Below are 18,119 nucleotides of genomic sequence, written 5' to 3'. Positions count from 1 at the left end.
GCCGGGGACCGCGATCGTCGGCGGATCGGCCGGCGGCTCGGTGAAGAACATCAGCACGATCACCCGCACGTAGAAGTAGGCGGCGACGCCGCTGGCCACGACACCGACGACTACGAGCGGCGCGGCACCGCCCTGGGCCGCGGCCTTGAACACGGCGAACTTGCTGACAAACCCGCTGGTGAGCGGGATCCCGGCGAGTGCCAACAGAAATAGCGAGAACATCGCGCCGACCAGGGGCCGGTCGCGGCCGAGCCCGGCCCAGCGGGCCATGCTGGTGTCCTCTTCGCCGTCGGCGTTGCGGACCAGGCTGACCACGGCGAACGCGCCCACGGTGCTGAAGCCGTAGGCCACCAGGTAGAACATCGTCGACGACAAACCGGCCTTGTTGGCCGCGATCACACCGGTCAGGATGAACCCGGCGTGAGCCACCGACGAATAGGCCAGCATGCGTTTGACGTCGGTCTGGGTGACCGCGGTGACGGTGCCGACCGCCATCGTCAGGATCGCGATGGCCCACAGCAGCGGGCGCCAGTCAACGTTGAATCCGGGCAGCGCGACGTAAAAGACGCGCAGCAGCGCGCCGAACGCGGCGATCTTGGTGGCCGCGGCCATGAATCCGGTGATCGGGGTGGGCGCGCCCTGGTAGACGTCGGGGACCCAGGAGTGAAACGGCACGGCGCCGACCTTGAACAGCAGCCCGACCGACAGCAGCGCGACCCCGGTGAGGGCCATCGATTGGTCACCGCCGTGGGTGGCGACGACCTGCCCGATGCCGGTCAGGGTCAGGGTGCCGGCGTAGCCGTAGAGCAGCGCGATGCCGTAGAGGAAAAAGGCCGAGGAGAACGCGCCGAGCAGGAAGTATTTCAGCGCGGCTTCCTGGGAGAGCAGTCGGCGCCGGCGTGCCAGCCCGCAGAGCAGATACAGCGGCAGCGAGAGCACTTCCAGCGCGATGAACAGCGTCAGCAGATCGTCGGCGGCCGGGAACACCAGCATCCCGCCCAGCGCCAGCAACGTCAGCGGGAACACCTCGGTCTGGGTGAAACCCGCCCGGTCGGCCTCGCGCTCGGCCGGGCTGCCGGGCACCGCCGCCGCCTGTGGTGTGAACGCGTCGAGGCCGCTTGCCTGCGAGCCGGCCGCTACACCAACCTTCTGTGGGACGATACGGCGCTCGGCGATCAGCGCGATTCCCAACAGGCCCACCACCAGCAGCGTGCCTTGCAGCAGCAGAGCGGGGCCATCGACGGCGATGGCACCGGCCACGGCGGTCCTGCCGGGGGAATGCAGATGACTCCCCAGGATCACCACGGCCACGAGCGCGGCGACCATCGACCCGATGCTGAGCACCAGCTGGGCTCGGTAGCGCATCTGTTGCGGCAGGAACGCTTCGACGAGCACGCTAATGACGGCGGCACCGAACACGATCAGCATCGGCGCCAGCTGGCCGTACTCGACGCTGGGGGCTGGAAGGCTCATTTCGTCTGTCTCTCAGCGACTTTCGATGGCAACGGGTCGTGCTGGCCGATGGTGGTCAGGGTGTTGCCGACCGCGGGGTTGATGATGTCGAGCGCCGGCTTGGGGTAGAAGCCCAGGACGATCAGCAGCGCGATCAGCGGCGCGACAACAACCAGCTCGCGGCCGACGAGGTCGCGGATTCGTTCGTTGCCCTCGCGCACGGGGCCGGTCATCATCCGCTGATACATCCACAGCACGTAGATCGCCGAGAGCACCAACGCGGTCACCGCGAAGACCGCCGCCACCTGATAGCGGGTGTATGTGCCGATCAGCACCAAGAATTCGCTGATGAACGGCGCCAGCCCGGGCAGTGACAACGTCGCGAGGCCGGCGACCAGGAAAGTGCCGGCCATGACCGGTGCGACCTTCTGCACGCCGCCGAAGGCGGCGATGGCGCGGGTCCCGCGCCGGGAGACCAGGAAACCGGCGATCAGGAACAGCGCCGCGGTCGAGATGCCGTGGTTGACCATGTACAGCGTCGAGCCGGCCTGGCCCTGGCTGGTCATCGCGAAGATGCCGAGGATGATGAATCCGAAGTGCGAGATCGACGTGTAGGCGATCAGGCGCATCACGTCTGTCTGGCCGATCGCCACAATCGCGCCGTAGATGATGCCGATCACCGCCAGCACGATGATCAGGGGCCGGAAGTACGTTGCCGCGTCGGGGAACAGCTGCAGGCAGTAGCGCAGCATGCCGAAAGTCCCGACCTTGTCGACCACGGCCATCATCAACACCGCGGTGGCCGGCGTGGATTCGACGGCCGCGTCGGGCAGCCACCGGTGGAACGGCCACAGCGGTGCCTTGATCGCGAACGCGAACATGAAGCCCAAGAACAACGCCTTCAGCACCGCCGGGTCGACGCCGAGTTGCCCCGTGGATGCGGCCGAGACGATCTCGCGGAAATCGAAAGTGCCCGCCCCGTGGTGGTCGGTGACGACGTACAGCCCGACGACTGCGGCGAGCATGATCAGGCCACCGAACAAGTTGTACAGCAGGAACTTCACCGCGGCCTGCGACCGTCGGGCACCGCTACCGAAGCCGCCGATGAGGAAGTACATCGGGATCAGCATCGCCTCGAAGAAGACGTAGAACAGCAGCACGTCGAGGGAGATCAGCGAGATCAGCACCATGGACTCGACGGCCAGCGTCAACGCGAGATAGGTGTGGGTGGCACGGGGTCGGTCGCCGCCGTCGTTCCAGCCCGCGATGATCAGCAGCGGCACCAGCACGGTGGTCAGCAAGACCAGGACCAGTGCGATCCCGTCGATGCCCAGCGTGTATCCGGTGCCGAAAGCCGGTATCCACTCATGCTTTTCGACGAACTGGTACGGCGCGCCGCCAGGCTTGAAACTCGCGGTGAGCACCACCGAGACCGCCAACGTCGCGATCGCGACGAGGAGGCCGACGTAGCGGGCGAGTCGGCGCCTGGTCGGCGGCAGCAGCATGATCAGCACCGCCCCGGCCAGGGGAACCAGCCAGAGAATGGACAGCCACGGGGTCACCACAGCCGCACCGCCAAGATCACGGCGACCACCAGGGCCGCGCCGGCCAGCATGGACAACGCATAGTTGCGGACGAACCCGGTCTGGGTGTGGCGCAGGCCTTGTGACAAGCGGCCGATGGCCGCGGCCAGCCCGTTGACGGAGCCGTCGACGGCTTTGTCGTCGACGACGACCAGCGCGCGGGTCAGCTGCGCGCCCGGCTTCATCAGCAGTTCTTCGTTGATCGCGTCGCCGTAGAGGTCGCGGCGGGCGGCCACGGTCAGCGCTTTGACATCGGCGGGTGGTTCGGCCGGAACCGGTCGGGTGGCGTAGAGCCGGTAGGCGATCCCGATGCCGACGGCGACGACGGCCAGCGTGACGACGGTGCTGACCCACACCGGAGTGGGGTGGGTTTCCTCGTGCGACCCGACGACCGGTTCCAGCCAGTGCTGCAGCACCCCGCCGACGGCCAGCAGCCCGCCGGAGAACACCGAACCCACCGCGAGCAGGATCATCGGCCAGGTCATCACCGCGGGCGCCTCATGCGGGTGCGCGTCTGATTCCCAACGCTTCTCGCCGAAGAAGGTCATCAGCATCACCCGGGTCATGTAGAACGCGGTGATGCCCGCACCGAGCAGCGCCGCGCCGCCGAGGATCGGGCCCTTGATTGGGCCCGCGCCCAGTGCGGTGTCGATGATCGCGTCCTTGGAGAAGAACCCCGCCAGCGGGGGCACCCCAATGATCGCCAGGTAGCCCAGCCCGAAGGTGGCGAAGGTGATCGGCAGCACGCTGCGCAGGCCGCCGTAGCGGCGCATGTTCACCTCGTCGTCCATGGCGTGCATGACGGAGCCGGCGCCGAGGAACAGCCCCGCCTTGAAGAAGCCGTGGGTGAGCAGGTGCAGGATCGCGAACGCGTAGCCGGCCGGGCCCAGGCCGGCGGCGAGCACCATGTAGCCGATCTGGCTCATCGTGGAGGCGGCGAGCGCTTTCTTGATGTCATCTTTGGCGCAGCCGACGATCGCCCCGAACAACAACGTGACCGCGCCCACGACGACCACGCCGAGTCGGGCAGTGGGCGCCAGCGTGAAGATCGGGTTGGAGCGCACGATGAGATACACCCCGGCGGTCACCATCGTCGCGGCGTGGATCAAGGCCGACACCGGTGTGGGGCCCTCCATCGCATCACCGAGCCAGGACTGCAACGGCACCTGCGCGGACTTGCCGCACGCGGCCAGCAACAACAGGAACCCGATCGCGGTCAACAGCCCCTCACCGGCATGCGGGGTGGCGGCGAACACCCCGGCAAAGGAGATGGTGCCGAAGTTCGCGAACATCACAAACATCGCCACGGCCAGTCCGGTGTCGCCGACCCGGTTGACCACGAACGCTTTCTTCGCCGCGGTGGCCGCCGAGGGTTTATAGGACCAGAACCCGATCAGCAGGTAGGACGCCAACCCGACGCCCTCCCACCCCACGTACAAGCCCAGGTAGTTGTCGGCGAGCACCAAAAGCAGCATCGCGGCGACGAACAGGTTCAGGTAGGCGAAAAACCGGCGCCGGTCGGGATCGGCGGCCATGTAACCCACCGAGTAGATGTGAATCAGCGCGCCGACCCCGGTGATCAGCAGCACAAAGCACATCGACAGCGGGTCGACCAGCAGGCCGAAGTTCACCTGAAGGCGGCCGACATCCAGCCACTGAAAGCCGGCGACGTGGATGGCGCGGTCATCGGCGGGCCGGCCCAGCAGGTCGGCCAGCAGCATCAGCCCGACCGCGAACGCGGCCACCACGGTGGCGCAGCCCAACAGGTGCCCCCACCGGTCGCTGCGCCGCCCGGCCAGCAGCAGCACCACCGCCCCGGCCGCGGGCAGCCCCAGCAGCAGCCACACCAGTTGCGTCATGTCAGCCCTTCAGCAGGTTGGCGTCGTCGACGCTGGCCGAGCGGCGGGTGCGGAAGATGGCCATGATGATGGCCAGCCCGATGACGACTTCGCAGGCGGCCACGACCATGACGAAGAAGGCGACCATTTGCCCGTCGAGGTGCCCGTGCAGGCGGGCGAAGGTGACGAACGCGAGGTTGGCGGCGTTGAGCATCAGCTCCACGCACATGAACATCACGATCGCGTTGCGGCGCAGCAGGACCCCGGCCGCGCCGATGGTGAACAGCAGCGCCGACAGATACAGGTAGTTGGCCGGGTTCATCGGGCCCTTTCGCCATTCTTGGGGGAGCCGTTGGCGCTGGCGCCGACGGTGCGCCGGGCCAGGATCTTGGAGACCGAGTCCTCGGCGGGGGTGCCGTCGGGTAGCAGGGCGGGCATGTCGACGGCGTTGTGGCGGGCATACACGCCGGGGCCGGGCAGTGGGGTGGGCCGCGCGCCGGGGGCGAACCGTTCGCGGGAGAGTTGTTTTTGGGTTTTGCGCCGGTCGAAGCGTTCGCGGTGGGCCAGCACCATCGCCCCGATCGCGGCGGTGATCAGCAGCGCGCTGGTCAGTTCGAAGGCCCATAGGTAGCGGGTGAAGATCAGCGCGGCCAGGCCTTGGACGTTGCCGCCGGCGTTGGCCGCGCTGAGCCCGCGGAACCCGGTGGTGGTCACGGTGCCGATGCCGGCGATGAGCAGGATGCCAAAGCCCAGCCCGGCGGCGATGGCCGCGACGCGTTGCCCGCGCAGGTTTTCCACCAGTGAATCCGAGGAGTCCACGCCGATGAGCATCAGCACGAACAAAAACAGCATCATCACCGCGCCGGTGTAGACCACCACCTGCACCACGCCCAAAAACAGCGCGTCTTGGGCGATGTAGAACACCGCCAGCGCGATCATCGTCGCGGCCAGCGAGATCGCCGAGTACACCGCCTTGGGGACCAGCACCATGCTGAGCGCGCCGATCACCGCCACCGCACCGAGCAGCCAAAACAACACCGCCTCACCCGTCGAGGTGCGCGTCAACGCCTCGGCAGCAAGCACCGTGGTCATGAGACGTTCTCCGCTGTGCCGGGTTTGACGTTGCCCCGGTAGTAGTCCTCATCGGTGGCCCCGGGCACCATCGGATGCGGCGGGGCGGTCATGCCCGGCTGCAACGGGGCCAGCAGTTTGTCCTTGCCGTAGATCAAATCGGTGCGGTTGTCGTCGGCCATCTCGTAGTCGTTGGTCATCGTCAACGCCCGCGTCGGGCAGGCCTCGATGCACAACCCGCACCCGATGCAGCGCAGGTAGTTGATCTGATATACCCGCCCGTAGCGCTCACCGGGCGAGTAGCGGGCCTGCTCGCTGTTATCGGCACCCTCGACATAGATCGCATCGGCCGGACACGCCCACGCGCACAACTCACAGCCGATACACTTTTCCAACCCGTCGGGGTAGCGGTTGAGCTGATGGCGGCCGTGATAGCGCGGCGCCACCGGACCCGGCTTCTCCGGATACTGCTCCGTCACCGGCCTTTTGAACATCGTCGACAACGTCACACCGAAACCGGCGATCGACTCGAGCAGCTTAGGCATGGGTGGACTCCTGGTTGGGCAGCGGGGGCACCGGGAAGTCGGTGTACCGCGACGTCGGCGGCTCCGGTTCGGTAGAGCGAACATGCCTCTGGCGCAACAGGTTTCGGATAAGAACCAGTAGAGCGATCCCGGCCACAGTGCTGGCGACGATCAGAGCGACCGCCCACGAGTGATAACCCTCTGCCCGCAGCGTGCGGACGGTGGCGACGACCATGACCCAGACCAGGGAGGTGGGGATGAGAATTTTCCAGCCCAGGGCCATGAATTGGTCGTAGCGCAGGCGGGGCAGGGTGGCGCGGAGCCAGATGAACACGAACAGAAATCCCCAGACTTTCGTGATGAACCAAATCAGGGGCCACCAGCCGGTGTTGGCACCGGGGATCATGTTGAAGGGCCAGAAGGCGTGCCAGCCGCCCAGGAACAAGGTGGTGGCCAGTGCGGAGACGGTGGTCATGTTCACGTATTCGGCGAGCATGAACATGGCGAATTTCAGTGAGGAGTACTCGGTGTGAAATCCGCCGACGAGTTCACCCTCGGCTTCGGGGAGGTCGAAGGGGGCGCGGTTGGTTTCGCCGATCATCGAGGTGACATAGATGAGAAACGAGGGGGCGAGCAGGAAGACGTACCATAGCCGGTCCTGCGCGGCCACGATGCCGGAGGTGGACATGGTGCCGGCGTAGAGGAACACCGCGGCAAACGACAGGGCCATGGCGACTTCGTAGGAGATGACCTGGGCGCTGGAGCGCAGCCCGCCCAGCAACGGGTAGGTGGAGCCGGAGGCCCAGCCGGCCAGCACGATGCCGTAGACCCCGACGGAGGTGACGGCCAGGATGTAGAGCACGGCCACCGGGAGGTCGGTCAGTTGTAGCGGGGTGTGGTGCCCGAGGATGGACACGATCGGGCCGAAGGGGATGACGGCGAAGGCCATGAAGGCGGGGATCACCGAGATGATGGGGGCCAGCAGGTAGACGGGTTTGTCCGCGCCGGCGGGGATGAGGCCTTCCTTGAGGCCGAGTTTGAGGCCGTCGGCGAGGCTTTGCAGCAGTCCGTGCGGGCCGACGCGGTTGGGGCCGAAGCGCATTTGCATGCGGCCGAGGACTTTGCGTTCGATGAGGATGGCGGCCAGCACGGTCAGCAGCAGGAACGCGAAATTGGCGACCGCTTTGATCACGACCAGCCACCATGGGTCGTGGCCGAATCCGCTCATCGGGTGGCCTCGATGGACACGATGTCGCCGGGTTGGGCGTGGAGCTGGTGGTGGATGGCTGAGCCGGCGGAGTTCATCGGGAGCCACACCACCCGGTCGGGCATGGCGGTGACCGCGAGGGGAGCGGTGATGGATCCGTGGCGGGTGCTGACGGTGATCGAGTCGGCCAGGTCGGCGCCGATTTCGGCGGCGGTGGCCGCTGAGAGCCGCGCCAGCGGCGGGTGTGCGGTGCCGGCCAGGTGGGGTTCGCCGTCTTGGAGGCGCCCGGCGTCGAGCAGCAGCCGCCAGCTGGCCAGCACCGCGGTGCCGGGGCCGGGTTGGGGTGTGGTGGCCGGTGGGGTGTCGGGGGGTCGGGGGTGCGCACCGGTCCAGGGGGGCAGGGTGGCCAGTTCGTGGCGGGCCGCGGCGGTGTCGGGCAGGGCGAGGTCGACGCCCATTTCGTCGGCGATCAGGTGCAGTACCCGGGTGTCTGGCAGCGTCCCGCGGTGCGGCAGCGCGGGCTCGAAGGGGCGTGCCCGACCTTCCCAGGTGAGGAAGGTGCCGGCTTTTTCGGCGACGGAGGCCACCGGGAACACCACGTCGGCCAGTTCGGTGACGGCGCTGCGGCGGATTTCGAGGCTGAGCACGAACGGGGCGGCGTTCAGCGCGGCGGCCGCGGCGGCGGGGTCGGGCAGATCGGCCAGCTCGACCCCGCCGATGAGCAGCGCGCCCAGGTGGTGCGCGTCGGCGAGGATGGTGGCGGTGTCGCGGCCGGGTCGGGTGGGCAGGGTGGGCACGTGCCAGCCCGTGCACAGCTGGGCGCGGGCGGCCGGGTCGGTGACCGGGCGCCCGCCGGGCAGCAGCGAAAACAGTGCGCCGGCGGCCACGGCGGCGGGTTCACCGGCACGGCGGGGCACCCAGGCCAGCGCCGCCCCGGTCGACTGGGCAAGGTCGGTGGCCGCGCTCAGCGCGCCTGGGCAGCCCGCGAGCCGTTCGCCGACCAGGATGACCGCCCCGGGCTGCGACAGCAGCTCGCCGAGCTGGCCGGTGGCCAGGCGCTGCAGCTGGGCGGCTTCGGCGCCGGGGACACAGGCCAGCAGGGTGCCCGACATCTTGGTCAGCCCGCGGCTGGCGAACGGGGCCAGGGCGTAGACCTTGGTGTGGTGGTGGCGGGCGGCCTTGCGCAGCCGCAAGAACACGATGGGGGATTCCTCTTCGGGTTCCAGCCCGGCCAGCAGCACCACCGGCGCTTTCTCCAGGTCGGCATAGGTAACCGTGACGGGTTTGCCGCCGATGTGGGCGGCCAAGAACTCGGCTTCCTCGGGCGAGTGCGCGCGGGCGCGGAAGTCGATGTCGTTGCTGCCCAGCACCACCCGCGCGAACTTGGCGTAGCCGTAGGCGTCCTCGACGGTGGCGCGCCCGCCCACCAACACCCCGGCGTTGCGGTAGGCCCCCGACAGGGCCGTGGCCGCCACCGTGAGCGCCTGCGACCACGACGCCGGCGCCAGCACCCCGTCGGCGCCGCGGATCAGCGGGGTGGTGAGCCGGTCGGGCTGGGTGGCGTAGGTGAACGCCCAGCGGCCCTTGTCGCAGTTCCATTCCTCGTTGACCTCGGGGTCATCACCGGCCAGCCGGCGCAACACCGTCCCGCGGCGGTGATCGGTGCGCTGGGCACACCCGGATGCGCAGTGCTCACACACACTGGGGCTCGACACCAGATCAAACGGGCGGGCCCGGAACCGATACGCGGTGCCCGTCAGCGCCCCCACCGGGCAGATCTGCACGGTGTTGCCCGAAAAATACGAGTCGAACGGCTCGCCGGTAGCGATGCCGACCTGCTGCAGCGCGCCGCGCTCGAGCAACTCGATGAACCGGTCCCCGGCGATCTGATCCGAAAACCGGGTGCAGCGCGCACACAACACGCAACGCTCCCGATCCAGCAACACCTGCGCGGAAATGTTGATCGGCTTGGCGAACGTGCGCTTGACATCGGTGAAACGCGACTCGGCGCGCCCGCTGGACATCGCCTGGTTCTGCAGCGGGCACTCCCCACCCTTGTCGCAGACCGGGCAGTCCAGCGGATGATTGATCAACAACAATTCCATCACCCCACGCTGGGCCGCATCAGCAGCCGCCGAGGTGAACTGGGAGCGCACCACCATCCCCTCAGTGGCCACGGTCGTGCACGAGGCCATCGGCTTGCGCTGACCCTCCACCTCCACCAGACACTGCCGACACGCCCCCACCGGAGCCAGCAGCGGATGATCACAAAACCGCGGGATCTGCACCCCGATCAACTCCGCCGCCCGAATCACCAACGTCCCCTTGGCCACCGACACCTCGACACCGTCGATCGTCAGCGTCACCATCTCCGGCGGGGCGACACCCGCCCCGGTGGTGTCATCGGCCGCCACCGTCATACCGCTGCTCCCTCCGGCGCGACCAGCATCGAGTCGCGCGGGTCAAACGGGCATCCCCGCTGCTGCACATGCGCGACGTACTCGTCGCGGAAATAGTTGATCGAGGAGATGATCGGGCTGGCCGCGCCGTCGCCCAGCGCGCAAAACGACTTACCCAGGATCGTGTCGGACACATCGAGCAGCTTGTCGATGTCGGCCGCGGTGCCGCCGCCGTCCTCGAGGCGCTCATAGATCTGGGCCAGCCAGTAGGTGCCCTCCCGGCACGGGGTGCACTTGCCGCACGACTCATGCTCATAGAACTGGGTCCACCGCCGCACCGCTCGCACCACACAGGTGGTGTCGTCAAAGATCTGCAACGCCTTGGTGCCCAGCATCGACCCGGCCGCGGCCACCGCCTCGTAATCCAGCGGCACATCAAGATGCTCGGCGGTCAAAATCGGCGTCGAGGAGCCCCCCGGTGTCCAAAACTTCAACTCATGCCCAGCGCGCACCCCACCGGCATAATCAAGCAACTGGCGCAACGTTATCCCCAACGGCGCCTCATACTGACCCGGCCGCGCCACATGCCCCGACAACGAATACAGGGTGAAGCCCGGCGACTTTTGACTGCCCATCGACCGGAACCAGTCGATGCCGTTGAGAATGATCGGCGGCACACTGGCGATCGATTCGACGTTGTTGACCACCGTCGGGCACGCGTAAAGCCCGGATACCGCGGGGAACGGTGGGCGCAGCCGCGGCTGGCCGCGCCGTCCCTCCAACGAGTCCAGCAGCGCGGTCTCCTCACCACAGATGTAGGCACCCGCGCCGGCGTGCACGATCACGTCGAGGTCACAGCCCGAGCCCAGGATGTCGCGGCCCAGATACCCCGCCGCGTACGCCTCGGCGACGGCCGCCTGCACGCGGCGCAGCACCGGAACCACCTCGCCGCGCACATAGATGAACGCCTGCCGCGCGCGGATCGCATACGCGGCGATGATCGCCCCTTCGATCAACACATGCGGGGTGGCCAACATCAACGGAATGTCCTTGCACGTGCCCGGCTCCGACTCATCGGCATTGATCACCAGATAATGCGGCTTTCCGCCGGCGCCGCTCGAATCCTGCGGAATGAACGACCATTTCATCCCCGTCGCGAACCCCGCGCCGCCGCGGCCGCGCAACCCCGAGTCCTTGACGGTCTGGATCAGCGTGTCGGGATCCATGCCGAGCGCCTTCTGCAGCGCGCGGTAGCCGTCATGGGCGCGGTAGGTGTCCAGCGTCCAGGATCGTGGGTCGTCCCAGAATCGGCTCAGCACCGGAGTCAGTGGGGTCTTGTCGGCCATCTCACTCGTTCTCCGGGCTAGTCGGTGTCTGCATGCCGCCGTCCCGCGCGACATGCAGGCCGGCGAGGGTGGGGGCGCCCGGGCCGCCCTGGCCGGTGTCGGGGCGGTCGTCGGGGAAGCCGGCCAGGATGCGTTCGGTCTGGCGGAACTTGCACAGCGGTCCCTGCCCGCGGGTGGGTGTGACGGGCCGGCCTGCGCGCAGCGCGTCGACGAGGGTGCGGGCCGATTCGGGGGTTTGGTTGTCGAAGAACTCCCAGTTGACCATCATCACCGGCGCGAAGTCGCAGGCGGCGTTGCATTCGATGTGCTGCAACGTGATCGCAGCATCGGCGGTGGTCTCATCGTTGCCGATGCCCAGGTGGTCCTCGAGCGCGTCGAAGATCGCGTCGCCGCCCACGATCGCGCACAACGTGTTGGTGCACACCCCGACCAAGAAGTCGCCGGTGGGATCGCGCCGATACATCGAATAAAACGTCGCCACCGCGGTGACCTCGGCGCCGGTGAGCCCGAGCTGGGCGGCGCAGAACTCCACCCCCGCCGGGGTGATGCAGCCGTCCTCGGCCTGCACCAGATGCAGCAGCGGCAGCAGCGCCGAGCGCGGCTGCGGATACCGGGCAATGATCTCCTGCGCGTCGTCCTCCAGCCGCGCCCGCACCTCGGCCGGATACTCCTCGCGGCCGCGAAGATAGCTGGGCTCATCGGGTTTGGGCCCCAGCGAGACAAAGACGCCGCCGGGTTGCATGCCGGCGCCCTGCGCATTCAACGGTCGACTCCACCCATGACCGGATCGATGGAGGCGACCGCCGAGATCGCGTCGGCGACCATGCCGCCTTCGCACATGGCGGCGACGGCTTGCAGGTTGGTGAAGGAGGGATCGCGGTAATGCACGCGGTAGGGGCGGGTGCCGCCGTCGGAGACCATGTGCACGCCGAGTTCGCCGCGGGGTGATTCGACGGCGACGTAGACCTGTCCGGCGGGCACCCGGATGCCCTCGGTGACGATCTTGAAGTGGTGGATCAGCGCCTCCATCGAGGTGCCCATGATCTTGGCGATGTGTTCAGGGGAGTTGCCCAGGCCGTCGGGGCCGAGTTTGAGGTCGGCCGGCCAGGCCAGCTTCTTGTCGCTGATCATCACCGGCCCGGGGGTGAGCTTGCCCAGCTTGTCCAAGCACTGCTCGACGATCTTGATCGACTCGGTCATCTCCTTGACACGGATCAGGTAGCGGCCGTAGGCGTCGCAGCCGTCGTCGGTGATGACATCGAATTCGTAATTCTCATACCCGCAATACGGTTCGGCGCGGCGCAGGTCGTGCGGCAGCCCGGTGGCCCGCAGGATCGGCCCGGTGATGCCCAGCGCGATGCACCCGGTCAGGTCCAGATAGCCGATGTCTTCGGTGCGGGCCTTCCAGATGTAGTTCTCCTTGAGCAGGTTTTCCAAGTCGCGCAGCCGCTTGGGCAGGATTTTCAGAAGCTCACGCAGCTGGGGGATGGCCTCGTCGGGCAGGTCGGCGGCCAGCCCGCCGGGGCGGATGAAGGCATGATTCATCCGCAGCCCGGTGATGGTTTCAAACACGCTCAGGATCAGTTCGCGTTCCCGAAAGCCGAAGAACATCGCCGACATCGCACCCAACTCCATGCCGCCGGTGGCCAGCGCGACCAAATGGCTGGAGATGCGGTTGAGTTCCATCAGCATCACCCGGATCACAGTGGCGCGTTCGGGGATGTCGTCGGTGATGTCGAGCAGCTTCTCGACCCCCAAGCAGTAGGCGGTCTCGTTGAACAGCGGCGACAGGTAGTCCATCCGGGTCACAAACGTCACACCCTGGGTCCAGGTGCGGTACTCCAGGTTCTTCTCAATTCCGGTGTGCAGGTAGCCGATGCCGCAGCGGGCTTCGGTGACTGTTTCGCCCTCGATCTCCAGGATCAGCCGCAACACGCCGTGCGTGGACGGGTGCTGGGGTCCCATGTTGACCACGATGCGATCACCGGCCGCCGATTGCGCGGCCGCGGCGATGACCTCCTGCCAGTCCTGGCCGCCCACCATGACCACGGTGTCGCCGCCAGCCGAGGACGATCCGCCGTTCCCCGGCGGGGGGGTTGGGGTGGTCATCAGTGGTAGGCCCTCCGCTCGTCGGGCGGGGGTATCTCAGCTCCGTGATACTCCACCGGAACCCCGCCCAGCGGGTAGTCCTTGCGCTGCGGGTGGCCCTCCCAGTCATCGGGCATCTCGATACGTGTCAGCGACGGGTGACCGTCGAAGACCATCCCGAAGAAGTCGTAGGTCTCGCGTTCATGCCAATCGGTGGTGGGATACACCGAAAACAGCGACGGCACATGCGGATCGGCATCCGGGGCCGCGACCTCCACCCGAACGCGGCGGTGGTGGGTGATCGAGGCCAGCGGGTAGACGGCGTGCAGTTCGCGGCCGGTGTCGTCGGGGTAGTGCACACCGGAAACACCCAGGCACAACTCGAACCGCAACGCGGGATCATCGCGCAGGGTGCGGGCCACGGTGAGCAGCTGCTCGCGGCGCACCTCCAGGGTCAGCTCGCGGCGAAACACCACGACCCGCTCGACCGCGGCGGTGAATCCCTCCTCGCCGAGTGCGTCGATCAGCGCGTCGACGACCTCGTCGAAATAGCCACCGTAGGGTCGTGGCGAGCTCCCGGGCAGCGTGACTTCGGCCATTAACCGCCCATACCCCGAGGTGTCGCCGCTGCCCGTGACGCCGAACATGCCATGACGCACCCCGATCACCTCGGTGTCTGACGGTGCCGGCGCCCCGTTGGGTTCACTCATCGGGTCAGGCCGCCGATCTGCAGCGCGGTGGCAGTGGACGCGCCCGCGGCCAGTGCCGCGGCTTCGGCTTCGGCAATCGCCTCGGCGCGGTTGACGCCCAGCGGCATTTCGGCAATCTTGGCGTGCAGCTTGAGGATCGCGTGCAGCAGCATCTCGGGCCGCGGCGGGCAGCCGGGGAGATAAATGTCCACCGGCACCACATGGTCAACGCCCTGCACGACGGCGTAGTTGTTGAACATTCCGCCCGAGGACGCGCAAACCCCCATCGCCAGCACCCATTTCGGCTCGGCCATCTGGTCGTACACCTGGCGCAGCACCGGCGCCATCTTCTGGCTGACCCGGCCTGCCACAATCATCAGGTCCGCCTGGCGAGGTGTCGCCGAGAACCGCTCCATCCCGAACCGGGCGAGATCGAACCGGGGTCCGGCCGTCGCCATCATCTCAATCGCGCAGCAGGCCAGCCCGAACGTTGCGGGCCACAATGATCCGGCGCGGACGTAACCTGCCACCTTCTCCAGGGTGGACAGGAGAATGCCGCCGGGAAGCTTCTCTTCCAGACCCATCGTCTCAATCCCAGCTCAGGCCGCCGCGGCGCCATACATAGCCGTAGGCGACGAACACCGTTGCCATGAACAGCAACATCTCCACCAACGCAAACAGGCCCAGCGCGTCGAAGCTGACCGCCCACGGATACAGGAACACGATCTCGATATCGAAGATGATGAACAACATCGCCGTCAGGTAGTACTTAATCGGGAATCGCTGCCCGGGTGCGGCGTTCGGGCCGCTGACCGACTTCTCGGTGGGCTCGATGCCGCACTCGTAGGCCTCCAGCTTGGACCGGTTGTACCGCCTCGGTCCGACCGCAACTGCCACAACGACGGAGAACACCGCAAACGCGGCCGCGATCGCACCCAGAATCAAGATCGGCAAGTAGACGTTCAACTCGCTCCCTGTGCTCGCGCGCTGTGGTGTGACCGCATGGGGCGGCCGCCATGTGAACTATTGCACAGCCTAATAGTGACATCGAAGGGCCCGCCCACTTTTAGGCCCCAGGGTTGCTCGATGAGTCGAAACCGCAGGTCAGAGACCTGGTGCGGGGGTGCGAAGGAGGCCCGCGACCGCATCGGAGAGTCTGATCGGGTCGATCGGGTGCGGCACCGCGGCTTCGGCCCGTGACCACTTCGCCAGCCACGCGTCGTCCGGTCGTCCGGTCAGCACCACGATCGGTGGGCAGTTGGCGATTTCGTCCTTGAGCTGCTTGGCGATGCCCATGCCACCGGTGGGCGCGGCCTCGCCGTCGAGGATCGCAAGGTCGACGTTGCCGGCGTCGACCTGCTTGACCACCATGGGGCCGGTGGCGACGTCGATGTAGGTCAGCTCAGGCAATTCGGGGTGGATGCGCTTGCCGAGCGCGAGCTCGACCTGTTCGCGCACACGGGCGTCGTCACTGTAGACGAGGATGCGCAGTGGAGCGGTTTGCTTCGGCACGAGGCGATGCTACGGCGGGCCTAGCTCCCCTCGCGGCGGAACACCGCATACGCCGTCAGCGTCGTGGTCTTGCCCATCATCCCGGCCATGTTGCCGCTCACCCCGAGCTCCTCGCGCTCGACGGCGGCCTTGGTCGTCATCCGAATCCCCCCGTCGTCCAGCACCTCAATCTTGGCCCGCAACGGCAGAGGAACTGTCCTGCCTCTGGCGGACAGCTCCGCCTGCAGGTTCAGCTCGTCACCGTCGGTGGGCTCCGCACCAGAGACGGTGATGACGATGTCGGGGTACTTTTCAACATCGAAGAAGTCGGCGGAGCGCAGATGCCGATCGCGCATGCCCAGTTTGGTGTTCAGCGACGGCGCCGTGATATCGATTCGCCCTGATACCGTTCCATTGCTGGTGAGTTCGCCCTCGCCCCGGAATTCGGTGAAGCGGCCGCTGACGTTCGCCAGGCCCCACATGGTCTTGTTCTCGAACACGAACATCGACCCATCTGGTACGAGCGTCCAAGTACCAACGAATTCGGGGCTACGCAAAAGCTCTGTGATGGTTGACATGTCACCTCCGTGATGCGGGCACGTGCTGATCCAGCAGCGGTGCAAGGGTTGCCGGGTCGAAATATTCGTCGATGCGGGTGATCAGGCCGTCCGCGCCGACCACGACGATGATCGCCACGCGCAATGAATACGGGGTGCCGTCACGGCAGCGCCCGTGGAGCACGTGCTGCTGGACAAAGCCGTCCTCGAACAGCCGGCGCACCAGGACGTCGTAGCGCCGGTCGGCGGAGGCCGAGAGGAACCAGTCGATCACGCGCCGCGCGCGGGCCTTGTCGTTGGGCCGTGGCGCACCGACCTGCCAGACCGCGATTCCCGGCGCCCACATCGCGGCGACCGCCTCGGCGTCGCCGGCCTCCATCGCGGCGAAGAGCCGGTCGGCGATGGACGTGATCGCGTAGCCGGGATGGGCGACGGTCAAGCGGTCGCGGACCAATCGGCGCAGAGCGGGCAGCACGTCGCCGGCGCGGCCGTCGAGCCGGCCGGCGCGGATCGCCGCGGCGAGCTCCGCCTCGTCGCCGACGTCCAGGTCGGCGAGCGCAGCCGCCGTGCCGTCGAGGCCGGCGTGGGTGAGTTCGCGCTGGACCGTGCGGAGCACGTTGGCCGCCACGCGTGCATGGAAGTTCACCTGACCCTCGGTGGCTCCGCGCACGTCGGATTCCAGGAACTCCGCGACCGCGGCGACAAGTTCGGCGGCCGTCGGTCGCCCGTGTGCCGGGGCCGGCTTTGCGGCGGTCATGCCGGCACCCCGGCGTGCCGTGTCGCCTCGAGCAGGTCGAGCAAGTCCCATTCGGTCTCGCAGACCCGCCGTCCGATCGCGGCAAGCTCGACCGAACGGGTCCGGCCGGACAGGTGCCGTTGGGCCTGATAGCGGCAGATAATTCCCCACGACAGCGTGGCCCGGATCAACCACCACCGAATCGCCACGTGGTCGACGGTAGTCCCGCTGGCCGTTTCGTAGGCGGAAAGGAAATTTTCGACGCTGCCAAGCCCGCCTGCGCCGCGGCCCTCGGGGGCGCCGAACCGCCAGGCCCGGATGCAGAACCACGCAAGGTCCTCGTAGATCTCGCCGATGTGCACGAGCTCCCAGTCGAGCACCGCGGCAAGCCGTGCGTCGTGGATGATCAGGTTTCCCATCCGAAAGTCGCCGTGCACCATCCGCGGCGGGGAGGGCGCCGGCCGGTTGGCGGCCAGCCACCGCAGCGCCCACTCGAACGTGGCGGTGGTGTCGCCCATCTCGTCGAGCTGAAGGCGCCACAGCGCGAGCTGGTCCCGCTCGTGCAGGCCCGTACCGCCGGTGTCCGCCCGGTGGATCGCGGCCAGCGCCTGCGCGCACTGCCGGAGCAGGCGTGCGCGCCGCGGCTCGCTGCCGTCGCCGTCCAGGGTGCGGAAAATCCTGCGGGGGATGGTTTCGCCGTCGATTTCGTCGCAGATCAGGAACGGAAGGCCCAGTGCCGCGGGCGAATTGTCGGCAACCAGCACGTGCGGTACCGGGGCCCCCTCGGCCGCGGCCAGCGTCTGGGCGCGAGCCTCCAGTTCCATAGTGGCGTGCACGTCGTCGGGCGGCCCGGTGCGCAGGATGAGCCGCCGCTGATCGCCGCCGACCCGCACCCCGAACGCCCACGTCGCGCGACTGGCCCCACCGGTCAGCCGCCGCAGATCGTCGACTTCGACCGGGCCACCGAGCACACGCGAGAGCACGGCGGCCAGTGCCGGGCGGAGCCGATCGGGATCTGTCATCGTGAACTCCGCCCGAACTTGAACAGCCGCTGGGCGACTCGGCGGATCTGGATCTCCTCGGCGCCCTCGGTGATGCGGTAACGGCGGTGATGGCGGTAGATGTGCTCGAACGGCTC

Annotated in this window: 19 protein-coding genes and 1 pseudogene; all 20 read right to left on the bottom strand. The window is 67.6% G+C overall.

The features are described from left to right. A partial coding sequence (nuoN, locus tag VKG81_RS06275; RefSeq protein WP_324394972.1) for an NADH-quinone oxidoreductase subunit NuoN occupies positions 1–1,473 on the bottom strand: 1,473 nt, incomplete at its 3' end. After that, complete coding sequence (locus tag VKG81_RS06270; RefSeq protein ID WP_324394971.1) at positions 1,470–3,017, bottom strand: NADH-quinone oxidoreductase subunit M; 1,548 nt, start codon at positions 3,015–3,017, stop codon at positions 1,470–1,472. The genes nuoN and VKG81_RS06270, both read right to left, overlap by 4 nt. Further along, a complete protein-coding gene (gene nuoL, locus VKG81_RS06265; RefSeq protein WP_324394970.1) occupies positions 3,011–4,894 on the bottom strand; it encodes an NADH-quinone oxidoreductase subunit L in 1,884 nt (627 codons plus the stop codon). The genes VKG81_RS06270 and nuoL overlap by 7 nt, the downstream gene beginning before the upstream one ends. Before the next feature lies 1 nt (position 4,895). Beyond that, on the bottom strand, positions 4,896–5,195 hold the full coding sequence (gene nuoK / locus VKG81_RS06260; protein WP_324394969.1) for an NADH-quinone oxidoreductase subunit NuoK: 300 nt from the start codon (positions 5,193–5,195) through the stop codon (positions 4,896–4,898). Then, on the bottom strand, positions 5,192–5,965 hold the full coding sequence (locus tag VKG81_RS06255) for an NADH-quinone oxidoreductase subunit J (protein WP_324394968.1): 774 nt from the start codon (positions 5,963–5,965) through the stop codon (positions 5,192–5,194). The genes nuoK and VKG81_RS06255 overlap by 4 nt, the downstream gene beginning before the upstream one ends. After that, on the bottom strand, positions 5,962–6,573 hold the full coding sequence (gene nuoI, locus VKG81_RS06250; protein WP_414685181.1) for an NADH-quinone oxidoreductase subunit NuoI: 612 nt from the start codon (positions 6,571–6,573) through the stop codon (positions 5,962–5,964). The genes VKG81_RS06255 and nuoI overlap by 4 nt, the downstream gene beginning before the upstream one ends. Then, positions 6,482–7,696, bottom strand: a complete 1,215-nt coding sequence (gene nuoH / locus VKG81_RS06245) for an NADH-quinone oxidoreductase subunit NuoH (RefSeq protein ID WP_324394966.1) — start codon at positions 7,694–7,696, stop codon at positions 6,482–6,484. The genes nuoI and nuoH overlap by 92 nt, the downstream gene beginning before the upstream one ends. Beyond that, complete coding sequence (locus VKG81_RS06240; RefSeq protein ID WP_324394965.1) at positions 7,693–10,095, bottom strand: NADH-quinone oxidoreductase subunit G; 2,403 nt, start codon at positions 10,093–10,095, stop codon at positions 7,693–7,695. The genes nuoH and VKG81_RS06240 overlap by 4 nt, the downstream gene beginning before the upstream one ends. Next, the gene (nuoF, locus tag VKG81_RS06235) at positions 10,092–11,420 is read right to left on the bottom strand and encodes an NADH-quinone oxidoreductase subunit NuoF (RefSeq protein WP_324394964.1); all 1,329 of its coding nucleotides are present in this window, start codon (positions 11,418–11,420) and stop codon (positions 10,092–10,094) included. The genes VKG81_RS06240 and nuoF overlap by 4 nt, the downstream gene beginning before the upstream one ends. A 1-nt stretch (position 11,421) precedes the next feature. Continuing rightward, complete coding sequence (gene nuoE / locus VKG81_RS06230) at positions 11,422–12,162, bottom strand: NADH-quinone oxidoreductase subunit NuoE (RefSeq protein ID WP_324394975.1); 741 nt, start codon at positions 12,160–12,162, stop codon at positions 11,422–11,424. A 17-nt stretch (positions 12,163–12,179) separates the two neighbouring features. Continuing rightward, complete coding sequence (nuoD, locus tag VKG81_RS06225; protein WP_324394963.1) at positions 12,180–13,529, bottom strand: NADH dehydrogenase (quinone) subunit D; 1,350 nt, start codon at positions 13,527–13,529, stop codon at positions 12,180–12,182. Beyond that, positions 13,529–14,218 (bottom strand): NADH-quinone oxidoreductase subunit C, encoded by a 690-nt coding sequence (locus VKG81_RS06220; RefSeq protein WP_324394962.1) that lies wholly within the window; start codon positions 14,216–14,218, stop codon positions 13,529–13,531. Before VKG81_RS06220 ends, nuoD begins: the two co-directional genes overlap by 1 nt. Then, entirely contained in the window at positions 14,215–14,781 is a 567-nt protein-coding gene (locus tag VKG81_RS06215) for an NADH-quinone oxidoreductase subunit B family protein (protein WP_324394961.1), read from the bottom strand. The genes VKG81_RS06220 and VKG81_RS06215 overlap by 4 nt, the downstream gene beginning before the upstream one ends. Positions 14,782–14,785: 4 nt before the next feature. Further along, positions 14,786–15,163 (bottom strand): NADH-quinone oxidoreductase subunit A, encoded by a 378-nt coding sequence (locus tag VKG81_RS06210; protein WP_324394960.1) that lies wholly within the window; start codon positions 15,161–15,163, stop codon positions 14,786–14,788. Between the two features lie 138 nt (positions 15,164–15,301). After that, positions 15,302–15,709 (bottom strand): hypothetical protein, encoded by a 408-nt coding sequence (locus VKG81_RS06205; protein ID WP_324394959.1) that lies wholly within the window; start codon positions 15,707–15,709, stop codon positions 15,302–15,304. A gap of 20 nt (positions 15,710–15,729) precedes the next feature. Next, positions 15,730–16,266 carry a YceI family protein gene (locus tag VKG81_RS06200; RefSeq protein WP_324394958.1) on the bottom strand — a complete coding sequence of 179 codons (537 nt, stop codon included), beginning with the start codon at positions 16,264–16,266 and terminating at the stop codon, positions 15,730–15,732. 1 nt (position 16,267) lies between these two features. After that, positions 16,268–16,684, bottom strand: a complete 417-nt coding sequence (locus VKG81_RS06195) for a nuclear transport factor 2 family protein (protein ID WP_324394974.1) — start codon at positions 16,682–16,684, stop codon at positions 16,268–16,270. After that, positions 16,661–17,002 (bottom strand): annotated as a pseudogene (locus VKG81_RS06190) (DUF6285 domain-containing protein); the annotation flags it as partial. The gene VKG81_RS06195 and the pseudogene VKG81_RS06190, both read right to left, overlap by 24 nt. Further along, on the bottom strand, positions 16,999–18,003 hold the full coding sequence (locus tag VKG81_RS06185; protein WP_324394957.1) for a phosphotransferase family protein: 1,005 nt from the start codon (positions 18,001–18,003) through the stop codon (positions 16,999–17,001). The pseudogene VKG81_RS06190 and the gene VKG81_RS06185, both read right to left, overlap by 4 nt. Further along, positions 18,000–18,119 (bottom strand): acyl-CoA dehydrogenase family protein (locus VKG81_RS06180; protein ID WP_324394973.1); only part of this gene is annotated, 120 nt, incomplete at its 5' end. The genes VKG81_RS06180 and VKG81_RS06185, both read right to left, overlap by 4 nt.

The sequence above is a fragment of the Mycobacterium sp. genome, assembly GCF_035314905.1.
In the GTDB taxonomy this organism is placed as follows: Bacteria; Actinomycetota; Actinomycetes; order Mycobacteriales; family Mycobacteriaceae; genus Mycobacterium.
Note: the sequence above shows the minus strand (reverse complement) of the source record. Positions and strands in the feature narration are given on the sequence as shown.